We start from the raw sequence: 14592 nt of genomic DNA on the forward strand, positions 1-14592 counted from the left end.
AATGCCTGTCCGCCGGCTTAATATCATGCTTCTCTGCTCTCTGCTGCTGCTTCTCTCTTCATGCAGCAGACAGGACGCTGCAGGAGAGCAAATGCTCCGGATTCAGTCCGGCCGGAATATAAAGCTTCTAACCACCACCGATACCCACTACCTGTCTCCAAGGCTGACCGATAACGGCCCGGCCTTCAGCCGTTTTCTGGCTGCCGGAGACGGCAAACAGCTGGCCTACAGCAGTGAAATGCTGGATTCCCTCGCTTACGATATCGGGATAGAGCGGCCCGCTGCAGTTATCATCAGCGGCGATTTGACCAACAACGGGGAGAAAGCCAGCCATCAGGATCTGGCGGAGCATCTGCGGACCATCGAACAGCAGACCGGGACACAGATCTATGTTATTCCCGGCAATCACGATGTCCAGAATCCGTGGGCAAGACGCTTTGAAGGGGAAAAGCAGCTCACCGTACCCTCTGTTACCCCGAAGCAGTTCCGCAAGATCTACAGTGATTTCGGCTATGCGGAAGCACTGCTTAAGGATAATGACTCCATGAGCTATCTTGCAGCCCCTTCAGAGGACCTATGGCTGCTGATGCTTGACACCAGCCAGTACAGCAGCAATAAGAAGCTGGGCCATCCCCAGCTTGACGGCCAGCTCACCGATGCTACCCTGAGATGGATTGACCGCTGCGGTAAGCTTGCGGCTGAGCAAGGCGCGCATATGGTAGCAGTCATGCATCACAGCCTGCTGGACCACAGTGATTTTGTCCAGGAGGGCTTCACGCTGAATAACAACGGACAAGCGGCAGCGGCTCTGATCAGAAACGGCATAACCACTGTCTTTAGCGGACATATCCATTTCCAGGATATCCGCAGCAGCAGCGGAGAGGATATATATGACATTGCTAATAGCGCCCTGTCCGTATACCCGCATCAGTACGGTATTCTCAACTACACCCCTGCAGCCGGAACACTTGAATACCATACCTCGGGGCTGAATGTGGAGCTCTGGGCCAAGTCAGCGGGCAGCACAGACCCGGATCTGCTACATTTCAAGGCTTACAGTGAAGCCGCGTTCCGTAAGCTGTCTGCTGACCGGAGTTACGCCAGACTGACCGGTGACACCAGCTATAAGAGCTATACAGAGGAAGAGCTGGCGGCGATGGCGGACGTTGTCGGCAGGCTGAATGAGATTTATTTTGCCGGAACTGCGGATCAGGATATTGCTGCCGTTACCGGCTCGGAAGGCTTCCGGCTGTGGCAGACTGCCCCGTACAGCGGACTAAAAAGCTACGTACTGCGCATGTCAGAGCTGGAGCCGAAGGATAATAACCATTTTGTTACAAAATTGCCGCAGCGGTAACGTTTGAACAGGACGGTTTGCGTTTAAATTAGGGCGAGCACTTAATTAGGCATAAGCCCAAGGAGGACGACAACCCCATGTTCAAACGGATGGATGAAATTATGATTGAGATTCCCGATGTTGAAAAACCGGACCCGAACGCGGCAGCTGCCGTGCAGGAGCTGTTAGGCGGCAAATTCGGCGAGATGTCCACCCTCAACAACTATCTCTACCAGTCTTTTAATTTCCGCTCCAAGGACAAGCTGAAGCCGTTTTATGACCTGGTGATGAGTATTACCGCTGAAGAGCTGGGACATGTGGAGCTGGTCTCCCACGCCGTAAATAAATGTCTCAGAGGCTCAACCGATTATAAAAAACCGGATTCTACTCCGCTGGAAGCTGTGAAGGATGCCCGCCTGTCCTATCATTTCCTGGCCGGAGCACAGGGGGCCATGCCGTTCGACTCCATGGGCAACCCGTGGACCGGCGCCAATGTGTTTAACAGCGGGAATCTGGTAGAGGATCTGCTGCACAATTTCTTCCTCGAATGCGGAGCAAGAACCCATAAGATGAAGGTATATGAAATGACTGATCATCCGGCGGCCCGCGCGGTTGTCGGCTTCCTGCTGGTCCGCGGCGGCGTTCATGTCGTGGCCTATGCGAAGGCGCTGGAAATCGCTACAGGCGTTAATGTGACCAAGCTGGTACCGGTCCCGTCGCTGAGCAATAAATTGTTTACCGAAGCGAAGAAATACGAGGAAAAAGGCGTGCATACCAAGCTGTACACCTGGAGTGACAAGGATTTCAGCTCGATCGGCCAGATCTGGAAAGGAACGCATCCCGAGGACGGGCTGCCGCTCGAAGTCATTGAGGGCGCTCCGCAGGGCGTTCCGATTCCCGAAGCACCGGAATCCAAGGAGGAGTTCGCCCCGGGCATTTCCGCAGAGGAATTCAAGGAAATTGCCAAGCGGCTTAAAATGGCCGGCAATATTACGGACTGACCTGTATCTGCCGGCGTGTTGTCATATAAAAAATTTGCAAAAAAAGGGGGCCTACCTGTGCAGGACGCCCCTTTTTTTCATTCTCAAACTATTTAGTCGTAGCCGCCGACCGCTTCCGGAAGCTCTAGGTAAGCCGGCTTTGCTTGGACCAGCTCAAAAATATAGCTCCGCAGCTCCCTCAACTGCTCAGCGTCTGCTGTAATTTCGCACTTTTCTTCATCCCATGAAAATGAACGGACTTCCCCGTCCACCCTGATCTGCCAGTGCTCCTCGCTAAAAGGAGTCTTTGCGCAGTACTTCCTGTCCGGCTCCAGCTTGAGCTCCCTGTAAATATTGATTGTACGCAAACGGGCATAAATATCCGCCTTTTCACTATCGGTCAAAACCAGCTCTGCCTGTGCCGTTCCCTTGACCACCAGATCCTTGGTCACCGTACCCTCAAAGGTGTTAATCTCATTTTTGCCCATAACCCCAAATCGCACAGAGAAGGCAAAATCCTCCGGCATTGCTTCCGGCATCTCGGTGGCGGGTGTGGCGGATTTGTTAGACTTATTGGGTGATTGGGATGCGTCCGGTATGCGCTCGTTTGGTGTGTTAGATGGATTAGGTGTGATGGGTGCTTTGGATATGTTGGGTGCGGTGGATATGTTGGGTGCGCCGGATGCGTTTGGTGTGGCAGATGGGCTGAGTGCGGCTGATTGTTGAGTGCTAGGACTACTGTTTCCGGAGCAGCTTGTCAGAAACGACAGGAGCAGCAGCGACGTGAATAGTAGAGACAGTCTCATTTATCTTCCTCCTCTTGTAACAAATTATCGTTAATTACCATATTATCACTAAATGGTCGATAGCTAGTTATGTTGCAGCTGTGGAGGAAAAGGGTGGCCGCTTCTGCTCGAATCAGAGGCATTTTTGCCTCTCATTTCGGCAATCCTGCCACTTCCGCTCGAATCAAAGGCATTTTTCCCTCTCATTCCGGCAATTCGGCCGTTTCTGCTCGGATCAGAGGCATTTGTGCCTCTCATTTCGGCAATCCTGCCACTTCCGCTCAGATCAGAGGCATTTGTGCCTCTCATTTCGGCAATCCGGCCGCTTCCGCTCGATCAGAGGTATTTCTGCCTCTCATTCCGGCAATCCGGCCGCTTTCGCTCGAATCAAAGGCATTTTTCCCTCTCATTCCGGCAATCCAGCCGCTTTCGCTCGAATCAAAGGCATTTCTGCCTCTCATTCCGGCAATCTGGCCGCTTCCGCTCAGATCAGAGGCATTTTTGCCTCTCATTTCAGCAATCCGGCCGCTTTCGCTCGAATCAGAGGCATTTTTGCCTCTCATTTCGGCTAACTGGCTGCTTCTGCTCGAATCAGAGGCATTTGTGCCTCTCATTTCGGCAATCCTGCTGCTTCCTCTCGAATCAGAGGCATTTGTGCCTCTCATTCTCCCATACAGCGGCGTCGGCCCGCTACTTGCGGGTTCCTTCTCTTATTCCAGCTGTCCTCATTCCAGCTGTCCTCCCATAAGCTTAGCAGCTTCCAGAGAGAGCTCCGTGAAGGCTGCCTCCCTGCCGTTCACCAGCAGTGCAATCCGGTGTACTCCCGGATAGTGGCGGCGTGTGGTCAGGTCTGCCCAGCGGTGTGTCCGGACAGCGGACAGCCTAGCTCCTCCCGGGACCGTTTTGTCGGAGAGCAGGAACAGCTTGCGGGAGGTTTTGCCGCCGGCCTTCACGAAATCAATTCCGTACTCCACCCGAATCCGTGCCGCTTCCCCCTCCCGCACCCTTAGCTGATAGCTCAGCACACAGCTATCGCCAATCCGCAGAACGGATGGATCGACAGACAAGGCGGCTGCAGCCACAAGCGGTGCGCTCTCCTCCTCCTCCGCATAGCCAAAAATCGCCATGATTTCCGGATTAGCCTTGCGGATCAGCGAGCGGCAGCCATGCCGCACAATCCAGTCGGTGCGGGTGCTTACACCCATCCAGCGGCGGGCAATGCCGATCACGACATCAGGATGATCCTTGGCAATATCATTCAGGTTATTGGCCACGCTTTTGCGCACATATAGTGAAGGATCATCCTTCAGCTGCTCCAGCACCGGCAGCACGGGGGAAGGATCGCGCTTGAACACAGGCAGCGCCTGGCCCCACGGCAGACGCGGCCGGCTGCCCTCACTGGCAAGCCGGCGCACATGCTCATTAGTATGCCGCGACCAGACCAGCATCTGCTCCATCATCCGCTGCGGGTCGCCCAGCAGAAACGGTCTGACAGCAAACTCGGCACTCGACCCCTGTGTAAACCGTTCCAGCGCCTTCATCGACAGCTCCCAATGCTCCTCTGCCTGCCCGTATACTTCAACAAAATCGGGAAAGATCAGGTAAGGGAAGCCCGTACATTCATGATCTACCGCATACAGGACAGCCAGAGCCTGCCCGTAGCCGCCCGGCAGATAAGTTCCCATTGTCTCCGTAATCCGCCGCATCCGTGCTTTTAATTCCAGCTCTTCCCACGGCTCCCGCATTGCCTCAGCCACAAAGGCTTCCAGCTCAAACGTCTCGCAGGCGCCATGCAGCTTCCTGCCCAGATCCCGCAAAAATCCTTCATTATACATTGCTTTTAACGGCTCCGCCATGTCTTGAACCCTCCAGTAGTTGTTGAAATTCCAGTCATGAAAGCATAGCATGGCATACTGGACAGCCTTGTGTCAGGTTTGTTTTTAAACCGGCAATTTGTACGAATATTCTCCACACATCCGTTATTCTGCCGTTGTGGTAAACCAGCTATGCCGGTCCCGGGCACATAAACATAGGACTCCTCATCATCCTCATCCGCGCCGTCTCCAGAATCATACTCATCTTCATGGCTTAACGGAGTATCCGGAGTTGCATCAAACCTTGCATCAAATGGCTCAGATATTTTCAGATCCCCTCCTGTCCAATTAAAAAAACGCCGCCGGATACATCAGCTCTCCCTTAAGCTGCTCAAGCGCTCCCTCCCTCAGCACGCATACCTGAAATACTTCCGCAGGCACAGGAAACTGCAGCAGCTCCAGCCCGTGCACGCCAGCCGGCACAAAACCAAACCGGGGATAGTATGACGGATGTCCAATCAGCAATATAGCACCGAATCCCAGGCTGGCCGCACGTCTTTTGGCCTCTTCAATCAGCAGTCCGCCGATCCCCCGGCCCTGATACTCCGGATGCACGGCAATTGGAGCCAGGACGATCACCGGATGCTCCAGCTCCTTGTCCACTACCTTAGCCCCGCTCAGCAAAATATGACCGACAATCATGCCCTTCCTTTCAGCTACAATAGACAAGTCTGGAATGAACTGGTCTGAGTGCCTAATCCGTTCCAACAGCTCAGCTTCATCCTCACGGTTCCCGAACGCCAGCTCATTCAGCCGGAATACCTGCCCGTAATCCCCGGTCTTTTCGGTTCTAATCTGCATGGATATGCCCTCCTAGTTAAGCAGCTCCTCAATTTCCTCTATGCCCTTCTTCGCCCGGAGGTTCAGGCTCCGCTTGTCCCGCAGCCCGAGCTGCTGCAGCTCATGACCAGGGTCAGCGACCAGCGGCTCCCGCATCACAGCCTCCAAAATCTCCACCGTGCAGCGGCAGGCACGGAACAGCAGTTCACGGGGGATCACCGGCTTGTGACAGCGGATAATACCGGTCAGCCCCTCGGCGTACATCAGTCTTACTAAGCTGTCAGCACTCATAATGTTGCGCTCGGCAAAAGCGGCTGTCTTTTCCACCATGACCGGGCTCTGGTATTGTCTGGACAATCCATCCAATGCTTGAACTGCCTCCCAGTTCCGGATGGACAGCTGCTGCAAATAAGCATCTGCCAGTTCCGTCAGCCACTGCTGCTCGGTCTCCCTGGATATGCCGTGTTCTTTATACATTTTCAGCACACCTTCACGGTGCATTTGGATATGACTGCCGGAATAGCGTGTGAATAATTCACGGGCCTGCTGCAGCTCATCACTCATTATATAGCCACCTTGCTTGTTGTATTAAAATCCCGGTATTATCGTTCCGGCTCCACATGCTTCAATCTGGATTCCCTGAACCCGTTCTCTCTTCCCTCCGGCGTTATGCTGTAGCTAATCTGCAGCACATCGTTGTGGGCAAAATAAGTATACTCTACACCAGGCTCATCACTAAACTCAACCACAGCAAAAAATTTCGGCAATACTATGCCCCAAACCCCTTTTACTGAAGCAATCTCCTGTTTAGTGTAGCCCATGGTTCCCGTCAGATAGTCGGAGACCCGCTTGGCGTAAATGATTTTGTTAACCTGCACATACATCACCGGTGTCAAGATAAGCAGTACAATCAGAGTACATAACGCATAAGCAGCCCTTTTCCTCCACAGGCTCAGCTGTAAACGCCTCCTTCTGCTAATGACCTATTTTCATCACTTTTGCAAATTAAACCTGTTTTCAAAACGCGTTTGCTGTCGTAAAATGGTTGAAAAGCTTTTGGAGCGAAAAGTTTACAAGACAGATAGATAGGGGACCGGGACGATGCCAAAGCCGCTTGTCAAAAATATCGATTTTTTTGTTGCCGCCATGTCACAGACCTTTGTGTCCGCACTGCAGCTTGACCCTGACGGGATGTATTCCCAGGTCGGCTACGGCATTATTGAAAAATTCTCCGAGGAATATGTGCGGGTCAAACGCTTTGACGGCACAGTGTCGCATTATGACCGGGGAATAACCAAATTTCAGCATAACCGGGCATAAGGTACAGGAAGTTAAATATTACTACTATTTCTCCGGCCGGGCGCAATTCCCTGCTTTTTCCACCCTTAAGGAGACGAGGCAACAGGAAGCCTGTTGGCAAAAAAAAGCGGACGCACGCTCAGCATGCATCCGCTTTTTGGGTTGTTCTGGCACAGTAGCCCCGTCCTACGCTTGAAGCTGTTTTAATTCGTAGAAGGCTCCTTTACGGCTCATCAGCTCTTCAAAGGTCCCCACCTCGGCAACCTGTCCATCCTTCATCACCACAATCCGGTCCGCATCACGGATGGTTGACAGCCTGTGGGCCACAATAAAGGTGGTCCGTCCGCGCCTCAGCTCCCGCATCGCCTTTTGCACGATAAATTCAGAGATGTTGTCCAGCGCAGAGGTCGCCTCATCCAGTAAAATAATCTCCGGATCACGGATCATTGCCCGGGCAATAGCTATCCGCTGGCGCTGTCCCCCGGACAACCTGCCGCCATGCTCGCCGATCAGCGTATCCAGTCCCTGCGGCATTTGCGCCACCACGTCCTGCAAATTGGCCAGCCGGATAACCTCCTGCAGCTTATTGTCCGGCACATCCTTCAGCCCGAAGGTGATATTGCTGCGGATCGTGCCCGAGAACAGGACGGTGCTTTGCGGTACGACAGCCAGCTTTTGCCGGTACATGCGCATGTCCAGCTCCTCCATCGGCCTGCCGTCCACCAGAATAATGCCCCCGGTAGGCTTATAGAAGCCGACAACCATATTTAGTACGGTAGACTTGCCTGCCCCCGATTCTCCGACCAGTGCGATACACTCTCCCGGACGGACGCTCAGATTAAAATTCTTCAGCACATGCCTGTCTGTATCCTTATAGCTGAACTCAACCCCGCGGAACTCATATTCCCCGCGCAGCGAAGTAACCGCCGACGTCCCCTGATATTCTTCGACCTGTGTGGAGGTCAGCACCTCGGAAATGGAATGGATCGATTCGAATCCCCTGGCGAACTGCGGGTACACGCCAAGCAGGCTGTTGATTGAAGCCATAATCGTTGAAAAGAACCCCTGGTACATCACCACATCGCCGATCTGTATTTTGCCCTGATAGGCCAGAATACAAGTGAAACCCAGGCAAAGCAGCTGGAACAGGGTGAAAACAGCCCAGCTTGAAGCTCCGAACAATGCTTCAGTGATGTCGAGCCGGTACCCTTTTCCCTTCAGCTCAGACAGGGTGCCTTCGACCTTGCCGATCTCGCTCTCTTCCAGCCCGTGCGCTCGGGTCACCGGAATCATCTCGACGGTTTCAGCCACCTGGCCTGACATGTTCTCAATCTCGCTGCGGAATTCCCGATTGCGGGTGCGGATTCTGGTACGGAAAAAGGTGATCAGCAGCACACCGAAGGGAATCACGAGCACGAAGAACAGGGTAACCTGCAGGCTTTTGAAAGCAGTAATGGATATAGCAATCAGGACATTGGTCAGCGCCGGCACAAAAGAGTACATCATCTGCTTGGACAGCGTCTCGATAGCCTCGACATCACGCAGCACCTTGGACTGCAGCCGTCCGGCCCGCAGGTCTGTATGATAGGCCATCGACAGATGCTGCAGCTTGCGGATCAGCGTACCGCGCAGCCCCGCTTCAACCTGCCGGGAAGACCGGCTCATAAAGCTGACGTGAATATAGGCCGACGGAATATTCTGCAGAATAACAACAGACACGATCGCCAGGTCCCTCCACAGGAAACCCAGGCTGGTTAATTCAGGCCGGCTGAGCTGATTAATAATGTCAGCAGTAACAATCGGGATGACCCAGACAGGCGAATGCTTGAAAATGTAGAACAGCAGAGAGATAAGCAGATTCAGCCGCATGCCTCTGTACAGCAGCAAAAGCGTACGGAACGGGCGGTCCCTCTTCAGCTCCCTGCTCATGAACAGCTCTTCATAATCAGGCATGCCTTCTGCACCGCGCTCCGGAAAACCTCCGCTGCCGGCTGCATCCGGCCTGCCTAATGCGCTCAACTCCAGAACTCCGTCCCGGCAAAGACCCGCGCTTTATCCGGTATACCTTCTCCTGTCCCGCTTACATTTGCCCACGCTACACGCTGCCCCCGCAGCTCACTTGCACCTGAAGCTGTATATTCGCTGTAACGTACAGTAGCCTCATTGGCCGGGTTGCCCCAGTTATCCCAGCCGGCAGGATGAATATGCGCCCCCAGCCGGCAATTCACAAAGGCCGTTGCCGCGTAGCTGCGCCATGGCCGTCCCAGGTAAATGCCGGAAACGTCAGCACCGGCTGTCAGCAGACAATCCCTGAATACATAACCGTAGGCCTGGCCCTCAGGCGTAGATGCTGCCGTAACATAACCGACACCATCATGGGTGGAGCGCAGGCTGCGGATCTCGCAATGCTCGAAATAAGCGGTTGCCCCGCCAAAGATAAAATCCACTGTCCCTTCAATATAGCAGCGTGTGTACAGCTGGCGGCATTGCTCCTGCCGTTCATGCAGCGGAACCCCGCCGAAGGCGAAGCCATGCTTGTTCGCTGCAGGCAGCGGACCGGTAAAAATCGTATCCTGATGCCCCTTGAAGATACAGTTGCGGAATACCGTTTCGTCACAATGGGCATAGAGAGCCAGCGCCTGGCCAATCTCCGGCCCCTGCCCGGCTGTATTGATGACGGTCAGATTTTCGATGACCAGCCTGTTGCCATTCAGGAACAGGGTAGGTGTAGCAAAGGTCCCCTGCTCTTCACCTCTTTCGTCCAGCTGCCGGGCATACAGATTGTTTGTAATAATAACCTCGCCGACTCCCGCAATTGTCAGGTCTGACCGGTATATCCGCACGGTCTCCTCATATATCCCCGCCATAATATATATTGTCTCGTGCTCCTGCACAGTCCGGCGCTCAAGCTCATTGACTGCCTCCTGGATTGTCGGGTAATCGCAAAAGGCCTCTTTTCCTACCCACATGTTCATTTCCTCCTTATGATCTATCTCAGGCACCTTCCGGCCGCGTCAAACAAACAAGATGATTATAACGCTTTCTTAATCAATGTGCCATCAAAAATTTTAACGTGTGCATTTCATTATTTCCTTGACTTGACGCAGTTTGAGGAATACACTGGAATCGTTAACAATTCTTTTTTTCCGGGGAGAGCTTATGATAACGATCAAAGACATCGCGCGTGTTGCAGGCGTCTCCCATACTACGGTGTCCAGAGCGCTGAACGGCAGCCCGCTGATCAAGAAGGTCACCCGTGACAAGATTGAGCGGATCGCAGCCGAGATGAACTATGTGCCCAATTACAATGCGAAGAGCCTCGTTACCAAACGTTCCTTCACTATCGGGCTATTCTTCTCCAGTATCGATCAGGGAACCTCGTCGAGCTTCCTGGTGGATGCCATCAAGGGCATCAGCCATGCGCTGGATGAGAACTACAATCTGACCGTTCACGGGATTGACGGAGTACGTAATTTCGGCAACATTCAGCCGCAGCGCTTTGACGGTATTCTCGTCATGAGCCAGAGCGATGAGGATAATGCTTTTATCTACCATGTCAAGACCATCGGCATCCCGCTTGTCGTGCTGAACCGCCAGCTGGAGGACCCCGGTATTATGAACGTAGTGGCGAATGACCGCGAAGGCGTCAGGGAAGCTATTGATTATGTAGTTTCGCTGGGGCACCAGAAGCTGGCTATTATTGAAGGAAAACCCGGGTTCAAGTCTTCAACAGAACGCAAGCAGGGCTTTATGGACAGTCTGATCGCCCACCGTCTTCCGCTTCATTCAGATTATTTCGTGCAGGGGGATTACAGCATTGAGAGCGGTTTTGCCGCTATGTCCCGGCTGCTAAGTCTTCCGGAGCCTCCGAGCGCCGTCTTCTGCTCCAATGACGATATGGCAATCGGGGCCATGAATGCCTGCTATGCCCATAAGGTCAGCGTTCCGCAGCAGATTTCACTGCTCGGCTTCGATGATATTATGTTTGCACGTTATACAAATCCCGCCTTGACTACTGTACGTAAGCCGATTGCAGATATAAGCGAGCTCGGCACGAAGATGCTGATCCAGCTTCTGCTGCAGCCGGACACCATGCCCCAGCAGCTGTTTGTCAAGACGTCGCTGGTAGTGCGTGATACGGTAACGGACCTCTGAGGTCCATTTGTTTAACCGCTAATCTCTGTTCTTGCAGAATCGGATCCCCCCTCATCCGTAAGGGGTAGTCCGTTTCTTCCAGATAAAAATGTTCACGTGTGCATTTATTAAACTTTATCTATTTAAATTTAAAGGAGACGTTGAAAACCATGACAAACCGCCTATCCAGAACCACCCAGCCCGGCCTGCCCGTCTATCCAGAACGGATGATCCAGTTCGGCGAAGGCAATTTTATGCGTGCCTTTGTAGACTGGCAGCTGCAGCAGATGAACAATCAGGGGCTGTTTAACGGCAGTGCCGTGCTCGTTCAGCCGATCGGCCAGGGTCTCGGCGGACTGATGGCTGAGCAGGACAATTTGTACACAGTGCTGTTAAACGGTATTATGCAGGAGCAAACCGTCAACTCACGCGAGATTATAACAAGCGTCAGCCGGGTGATCAGCCCCTATGATGACTATGCGGCTTATCTGGCTCTGGCTGAGGATGACGCCCTGGAATTCATAACCTCCAATACTACTGAAGCGGGTATTGCTTATAGCGCCGGCGACAGTCTGAATGATACACCTCCAAAGAGCTTTCCGGCCAAGCTGACTGCGCTGCTGCACAAACGCTTTGAGCTGGGCAAAAAGGGCTTCATCATTATTCCTTGCGAGCTGATCGACCGCAACGGCGAGAAGCTGCTGCAGATTGTGCAGCAATATGCTGCGGAGTGGCAGCTGGGCGAGGATTTCAATAAATGGCTGGTGGAAGAAAACACCTTCTGCTGCAGTCTGGTAGACCGGATCGTGCCTGGTTATCCGCGCGACAAGGCAGCCCAGCTGGAAGAGGAGCTGGGCTATAAGGACAATCTGATTGTTACCGCCGAGCCTTTCCTGTTCTGGGTTATTGAAGGCCCTGCATGGCTGTCCGAGAAGCTGCCGCTCGCAGAGGCCGGACTGAATGTAGTTGTGACCGACGATATGACTCCTTACCGTGAGCGCAAGGTTCACCTGCTGAACGGTCCGCACACTGCAATGGTTCCGCTGGCTATGATGGCTGGTCTGGAGACAGTCGAAGATGTAATGAACGACGCCACCTTCTTCCGCTTCGTGCAGGAGCTGATGAACGATGAGCTGAGCCCGATGCTGGATCTGCCTGCAGAGGAGCTGTCTTCCTACTCTGCCGCCGTACTGGAGCGGTTCAGAAACCCGTTCGTCCGTCATGAGCTTGCCTCCATCTCGCTGAACAGCATCTCCAAGTTCAAGTCCCGCCTCCTGCCGGTTCTGCTCCGCTACCAGAAGGAGCGCAGCCAGCTGCCGGAGCTGACAACGCTGGCCTTCGCCGCCCTGCTGCTCAGCTACCGCGGAGACCGCGTAGCCAGACAAGACGGTGCAGAGGTACTGGAAGCCTTCGACAAAGCCTGGAGCAATCCGGACAGCTTCGTGCAGACCATCCTTGCGGATGAGAGCCTGTGGGGTCAGGATCTGACACAGGTTCCGGGACTTGCAGATGCCGTTGCCGCGAAGCTGCAGGAGCTTGACCGTACAGACAGCCGTGCGGTGCTGCAGCAGGCTGTGAACTGATAGAAAACCGGATTTAAAATAAAGGTTTTGCCGTTTCAATAACTTTAACTCCATCTAACGGACTGAGATGCTCTTATTGTCCCTAACGTTCATCTTTTATGAGGCTAACGGACAGCAGCGCCTTTATTGGCGGTCATTTCTCCACCTTCGGGCAACAAATGAAGAAATAAGCGCATTGAGGTCCGTTAGCCATCGGAATATACACTTTCAGGCCTAATAAGGGCTCTACGGTCCGTAAGAATTAGAATAAGGCAGGATACCTCCTGCTTGAGATCATAACAACATTTTGAGGAGGGACAGACAGCATGAAACGATTAATGAAAATGAACCCCCGCGATACGGTGGCTGTAGCCCTGCGTCCGGTTACCGCCGGTGAACAGCTGGAGATCGACGGTGTCAGCGTGCAGGCAGGCCAGGATATTCCCCAGGGGCACAAGATCGCCCTGACAGCCTTTAACGAAAATGACGTCATCACCAAATACGGCTATCCGATCGGGCACGCGATTGCCCCTATCGCAGCCGGCGATTGGATTCACACGCATAACATCAAAACAAATCTCGTAGGTGAAGAAGAATACGATTATGTGCCTGAGCTTCACCCGGTTACCTATCCGAAGCGCGACCTGACCTTCCAAGGCTACCGCCGTGCCAACGGCAAGGTCGGCATCCGTAACGATCTGTTCATTATCCCGACTGTCGGCTGCGTGAATGGCATCGCTGAGCAGATGCTGTCCGAGTTCAAGGCCGAGCACCCGGATCTGGGCGGCTTCGACAATCTTACCGTGCTGAAGCATCCTTACGGCTGCTCCCAGCTGGGCGATGACCACCGCATGACCCGCAGCATCCTGCTGGATGCCGTGAATCACCCGAATGCCGGCGGCGTGCTCGTCTTCGGCCTCGGGTGCGAGAACAACATCGTCTCCGAATTCCGCAGCATTCTAGGCGATTATGATAAGAGCCGGGTCAAGTTCCTGGTTGCCCAGGAGGTCGGCAACGAGGTGGAAGCCGGGCTGGCGCTTCTGGAAGAGCTGTATGATGCGGCTAAGGATGATAAGCGTGAGCCGGTTCCCCTCAGCGAGCTGAACATCGGCCTGAAATGCGGCGGCTCCGACGGCTTCTCCGGCATTACAGCCAACCCGTTGCTGGGCGCTTTCTCCGATTTCATCATTTCCCAGGGCGGTACCTCGGTACTGACTGAAGTGCCGGAAATGTTCGGTGCAGAGAAAATGCTGATGGCCCGCGCAGAAAGCCGCGAGGTCTACGAGGATATCGTCTCCCTGATCAACAATTTCAAGCAGTACTTCCTCTCCTACGGAGAGCCGGTGTACGAGAACCCTTCCCCGGGTAACAAAGCCGGCGGTATCAGTACGCTCGAAGATAAATCTCTCGGCTGCACCCAGAAGGCCGGTACTTCTCCGGTCGTCGACGTGCTGGATTACGGCGTAAAGCTGCGCAAAAAAGGCCTCAGCCTGCTGCAGGCTCCGGGCAACGATCTTGTAGCAGCATCCGCCCTTGCTGCCTCCGACTGCCAGCTGGTGCTGTTCACCACCGGACGCGGGACACCATTCGGCAGCTTCGTGCCTACGGTTAAGGTAGCCACCAACAACGAGCTGTTCGCCAAAAAAGGCCACTGGATGGACTTCAACGCAGGTCCTCTGCTGGAAGTGCCGATGGCCGAAGTATTGGAAGAATTCATCTCCTACATCATCGCTGTGGCAAGCGGCCAGAAAACACGCAATGAGCAGAACGAAGTGCGCGAGCTGGCTATTTTCAAGACCGGGGTTACGTTATAATCTCTTATCCTAAATTTCTTATAAAGGG

The 14592-nt window shown here is 53.7% G+C and carries 15 protein-coding genes; 7 read left to right on the plus strand and 8 right to left on the minus strand.

The window, feature by feature from the left end:
- Position 1 precedes the first annotated feature (1 nt).
- Together R70723_RS21900 and R70723_RS21905 are read left to right on the plus strand one after the other, a co-directional pair.
- Positions 2–1357 carry a metallophosphoesterase gene (locus R70723_RS21900; protein WP_052421417.1) on the plus strand — a complete coding sequence of 452 codons (1356 nt, stop codon included), beginning with the start codon at positions 2–4 and terminating at the stop codon, positions 1355–1357.
- A gap of 77 nt (positions 1358–1434) precedes the next feature.
- Positions 1435–2337, plus strand: a complete 903-nt coding sequence (locus R70723_RS21905) for a manganese catalase family protein (RefSeq protein WP_039875358.1) — start codon at positions 1435–1437, stop codon at positions 2335–2337.
- Positions 2338–2429: 92 nt separating this feature from the next.
- Here the strand turns inward: R70723_RS21905 and R70723_RS21910 are convergent, their stop codons facing one another.
- Positions 2430–2843, minus strand: coding sequence for a hypothetical protein (locus R70723_RS21910; protein WP_156123834.1), 414 nt, complete (start codon positions 2841–2843; stop codon positions 2430–2432).
- Between the two features lie 25 nt (positions 2844–2868).
- Between R70723_RS21910 and R70723_RS32250 the strand changes: the two genes are divergently transcribed.
- Entirely contained in the window at positions 2869–3042 is a 174-nt protein-coding gene (locus R70723_RS32250) for a hypothetical protein (protein WP_156123835.1), read from the plus strand.
- 364 nt (positions 3043–3406) lie between these two features.
- Here R70723_RS32250 and R70723_RS21920 read toward each other — a convergent pair whose 3' ends face one another.
- The 5 genes from R70723_RS21920 to R70723_RS21940 form a co-directional block, all read right to left on the minus strand.
- On the minus strand, positions 3407–3715 hold the full coding sequence (locus R70723_RS21920; protein WP_039875363.1) for a hypothetical protein: 309 nt from the start codon (positions 3713–3715) through the stop codon (positions 3407–3409).
- Between the two features lie 111 nt (positions 3716–3826).
- Positions 3827–4957 carry a DNA alkylation repair protein gene (locus tag R70723_RS21925; protein ID WP_039875365.1) on the minus strand — a complete coding sequence of 377 codons (1131 nt, stop codon included), beginning with the start codon at positions 4955–4957 and terminating at the stop codon, positions 3827–3829.
- 306 nt (positions 4958–5263) lie between these two features.
- On the minus strand, positions 5264–5776 hold the full coding sequence (locus R70723_RS21930) for a GNAT family N-acetyltransferase (RefSeq protein WP_039875366.1): 513 nt from the start codon (positions 5774–5776) through the stop codon (positions 5264–5266).
- A gap of 12 nt (positions 5777–5788) precedes the next feature.
- Complete coding sequence (locus R70723_RS21935; RefSeq protein WP_039875369.1) at positions 5789–6319, minus strand: hypothetical protein; 531 nt, start codon at positions 6317–6319, stop codon at positions 5789–5791.
- A gap of 38 nt (positions 6320–6357) precedes the next feature.
- Positions 6358–6711, minus strand: coding sequence for a DUF3139 domain-containing protein (locus R70723_RS21940; protein ID WP_039875371.1), 354 nt, complete (start codon positions 6709–6711; stop codon positions 6358–6360).
- Between the two features lie 145 nt (positions 6712–6856).
- On the opposite strand from R70723_RS21940, the gene R70723_RS21945 reads away from it, so the two are divergent.
- Positions 6857–7075 (plus strand): hypothetical protein, encoded by a 219-nt coding sequence (locus R70723_RS21945; RefSeq protein WP_039875374.1) that lies wholly within the window; start codon positions 6857–6859, stop codon positions 7073–7075.
- Positions 7076–7240: 165 nt separating this feature from the next.
- On the opposite strand, the gene R70723_RS21950 is transcribed toward R70723_RS21945, so the two are convergent.
- The gene (locus R70723_RS21950) at positions 7241–9073 is read right to left on the minus strand and encodes an ABC transporter ATP-binding protein (RefSeq protein ID WP_231574760.1); all 1833 of its coding nucleotides are present in this window, start codon (positions 9071–9073) and stop codon (positions 7241–7243) included.
- Entirely contained in the window at positions 9070–10023 is a 954-nt protein-coding gene (locus R70723_RS21955) for a pectinesterase family protein (protein ID WP_039875375.1), read from the minus strand. Before R70723_RS21955 ends, R70723_RS21950 begins: the two co-directional genes overlap by 4 nt.
- Positions 10024–10213: 190 nt before the next feature.
- Here R70723_RS21955 and R70723_RS21960 point away from each other — a divergent pair, with 190 nt between their 5' ends.
- The 3 genes from R70723_RS21960 to R70723_RS21970 all read left to right on the plus strand — a co-directional run bounded on the left by R70723_RS21960 (position 10214) and on the right by R70723_RS21970 (position 14564).
- Positions 10214–11209, plus strand: coding sequence for a LacI family DNA-binding transcriptional regulator (locus R70723_RS21960; protein WP_039875377.1), 996 nt, complete (start codon positions 10214–10216; stop codon positions 11207–11209).
- Positions 11210–11358: 149 nt separating this feature from the next.
- The gene (locus R70723_RS21965) at positions 11359–12771 is read left to right on the plus strand and encodes a tagaturonate reductase (protein WP_047171196.1); all 1413 of its coding nucleotides are present in this window, start codon (positions 11359–11361) and stop codon (positions 12769–12771) included.
- A gap of 305 nt (positions 12772–13076) precedes the next feature.
- Positions 13077–14564: a UxaA family hydrolase gene (locus R70723_RS21970; RefSeq protein WP_039875378.1), complete on the plus strand. Its 1488-nt coding sequence runs from the start codon at positions 13077–13079 to the stop codon at positions 14562–14564.
- The last annotated feature ends 28 nt before the right edge of the window (positions 14565–14592 follow it).

The sequence above is a fragment of the Paenibacillus sp. FSL R7-0273 genome, from assembly GCF_000758625.1.
Classification (GTDB): domain Bacteria; phylum Bacillota; class Bacilli; order Paenibacillales; family Paenibacillaceae; genus Paenibacillus_AQ.

Coding starts and splice junctions, on each gene's coding strand:
- R70723_RS21900 (WP_052421417.1), top strand. CDS start 2: ATGCCTGTCCGCCGGCTTAATATCATGCTTCTCTGCTCTCTGCTGCTG.
- R70723_RS21905 (WP_039875358.1), top strand. CDS start 1,435: ATGTTCAAACGGATGGATGAAATTATGATTGAGATTCCCGATGTTGAA.
- R70723_RS21910 (WP_156123834.1), bottom strand. CDS start 2,843: ATGCCGGAGGATTTTGCCTTCTCTGTGCGATTTGGGGTTATGGGCAAA.
- R70723_RS21920 (WP_039875363.1), bottom strand. CDS start 3,715: ATGAGAGGCACAAATGCCTCTGATTCGAGCAGAAGCAGCCAGTTAGCC.
- R70723_RS21925 (WP_039875365.1), bottom strand. CDS start 4,957: ATGGCGGAGCCGTTAAAAGCAATGTATAATGAAGGATTTTTGCGGGAT.
- R70723_RS21930 (WP_039875366.1), bottom strand. CDS start 5,776: ATGCAGATTAGAACCGAAAAGACCGGGGATTACGGGCAGGTATTCCGG.
- R70723_RS21935 (WP_039875369.1), bottom strand. CDS start 6,319: ATGAGTGATGAGCTGCAGCAGGCCCGTGAATTATTCACACGCTATTCC.
- R70723_RS21945 (WP_039875374.1), top strand. CDS start 6,857: ATGCCAAAGCCGCTTGTCAAAAATATCGATTTTTTTGTTGCCGCCATG.
- R70723_RS21955 (WP_039875375.1), bottom strand. CDS start 10,023: ATGTGGGTAGGAAAAGAGGCCTTTTGCGATTACCCGACAATCCAGGAG.
- R70723_RS21960 (WP_039875377.1), top strand. CDS start 10,214: ATGATAACGATCAAAGACATCGCGCGTGTTGCAGGCGTCTCCCATACT.
- R70723_RS21965 (WP_047171196.1), top strand. CDS start 11,359: ATGACAAACCGCCTATCCAGAACCACCCAGCCCGGCCTGCCCGTCTAT.
- R70723_RS21970 (WP_039875378.1), top strand. CDS start 13,077: ATGAAACGATTAATGAAAATGAACCCCCGCGATACGGTGGCTGTAGCC.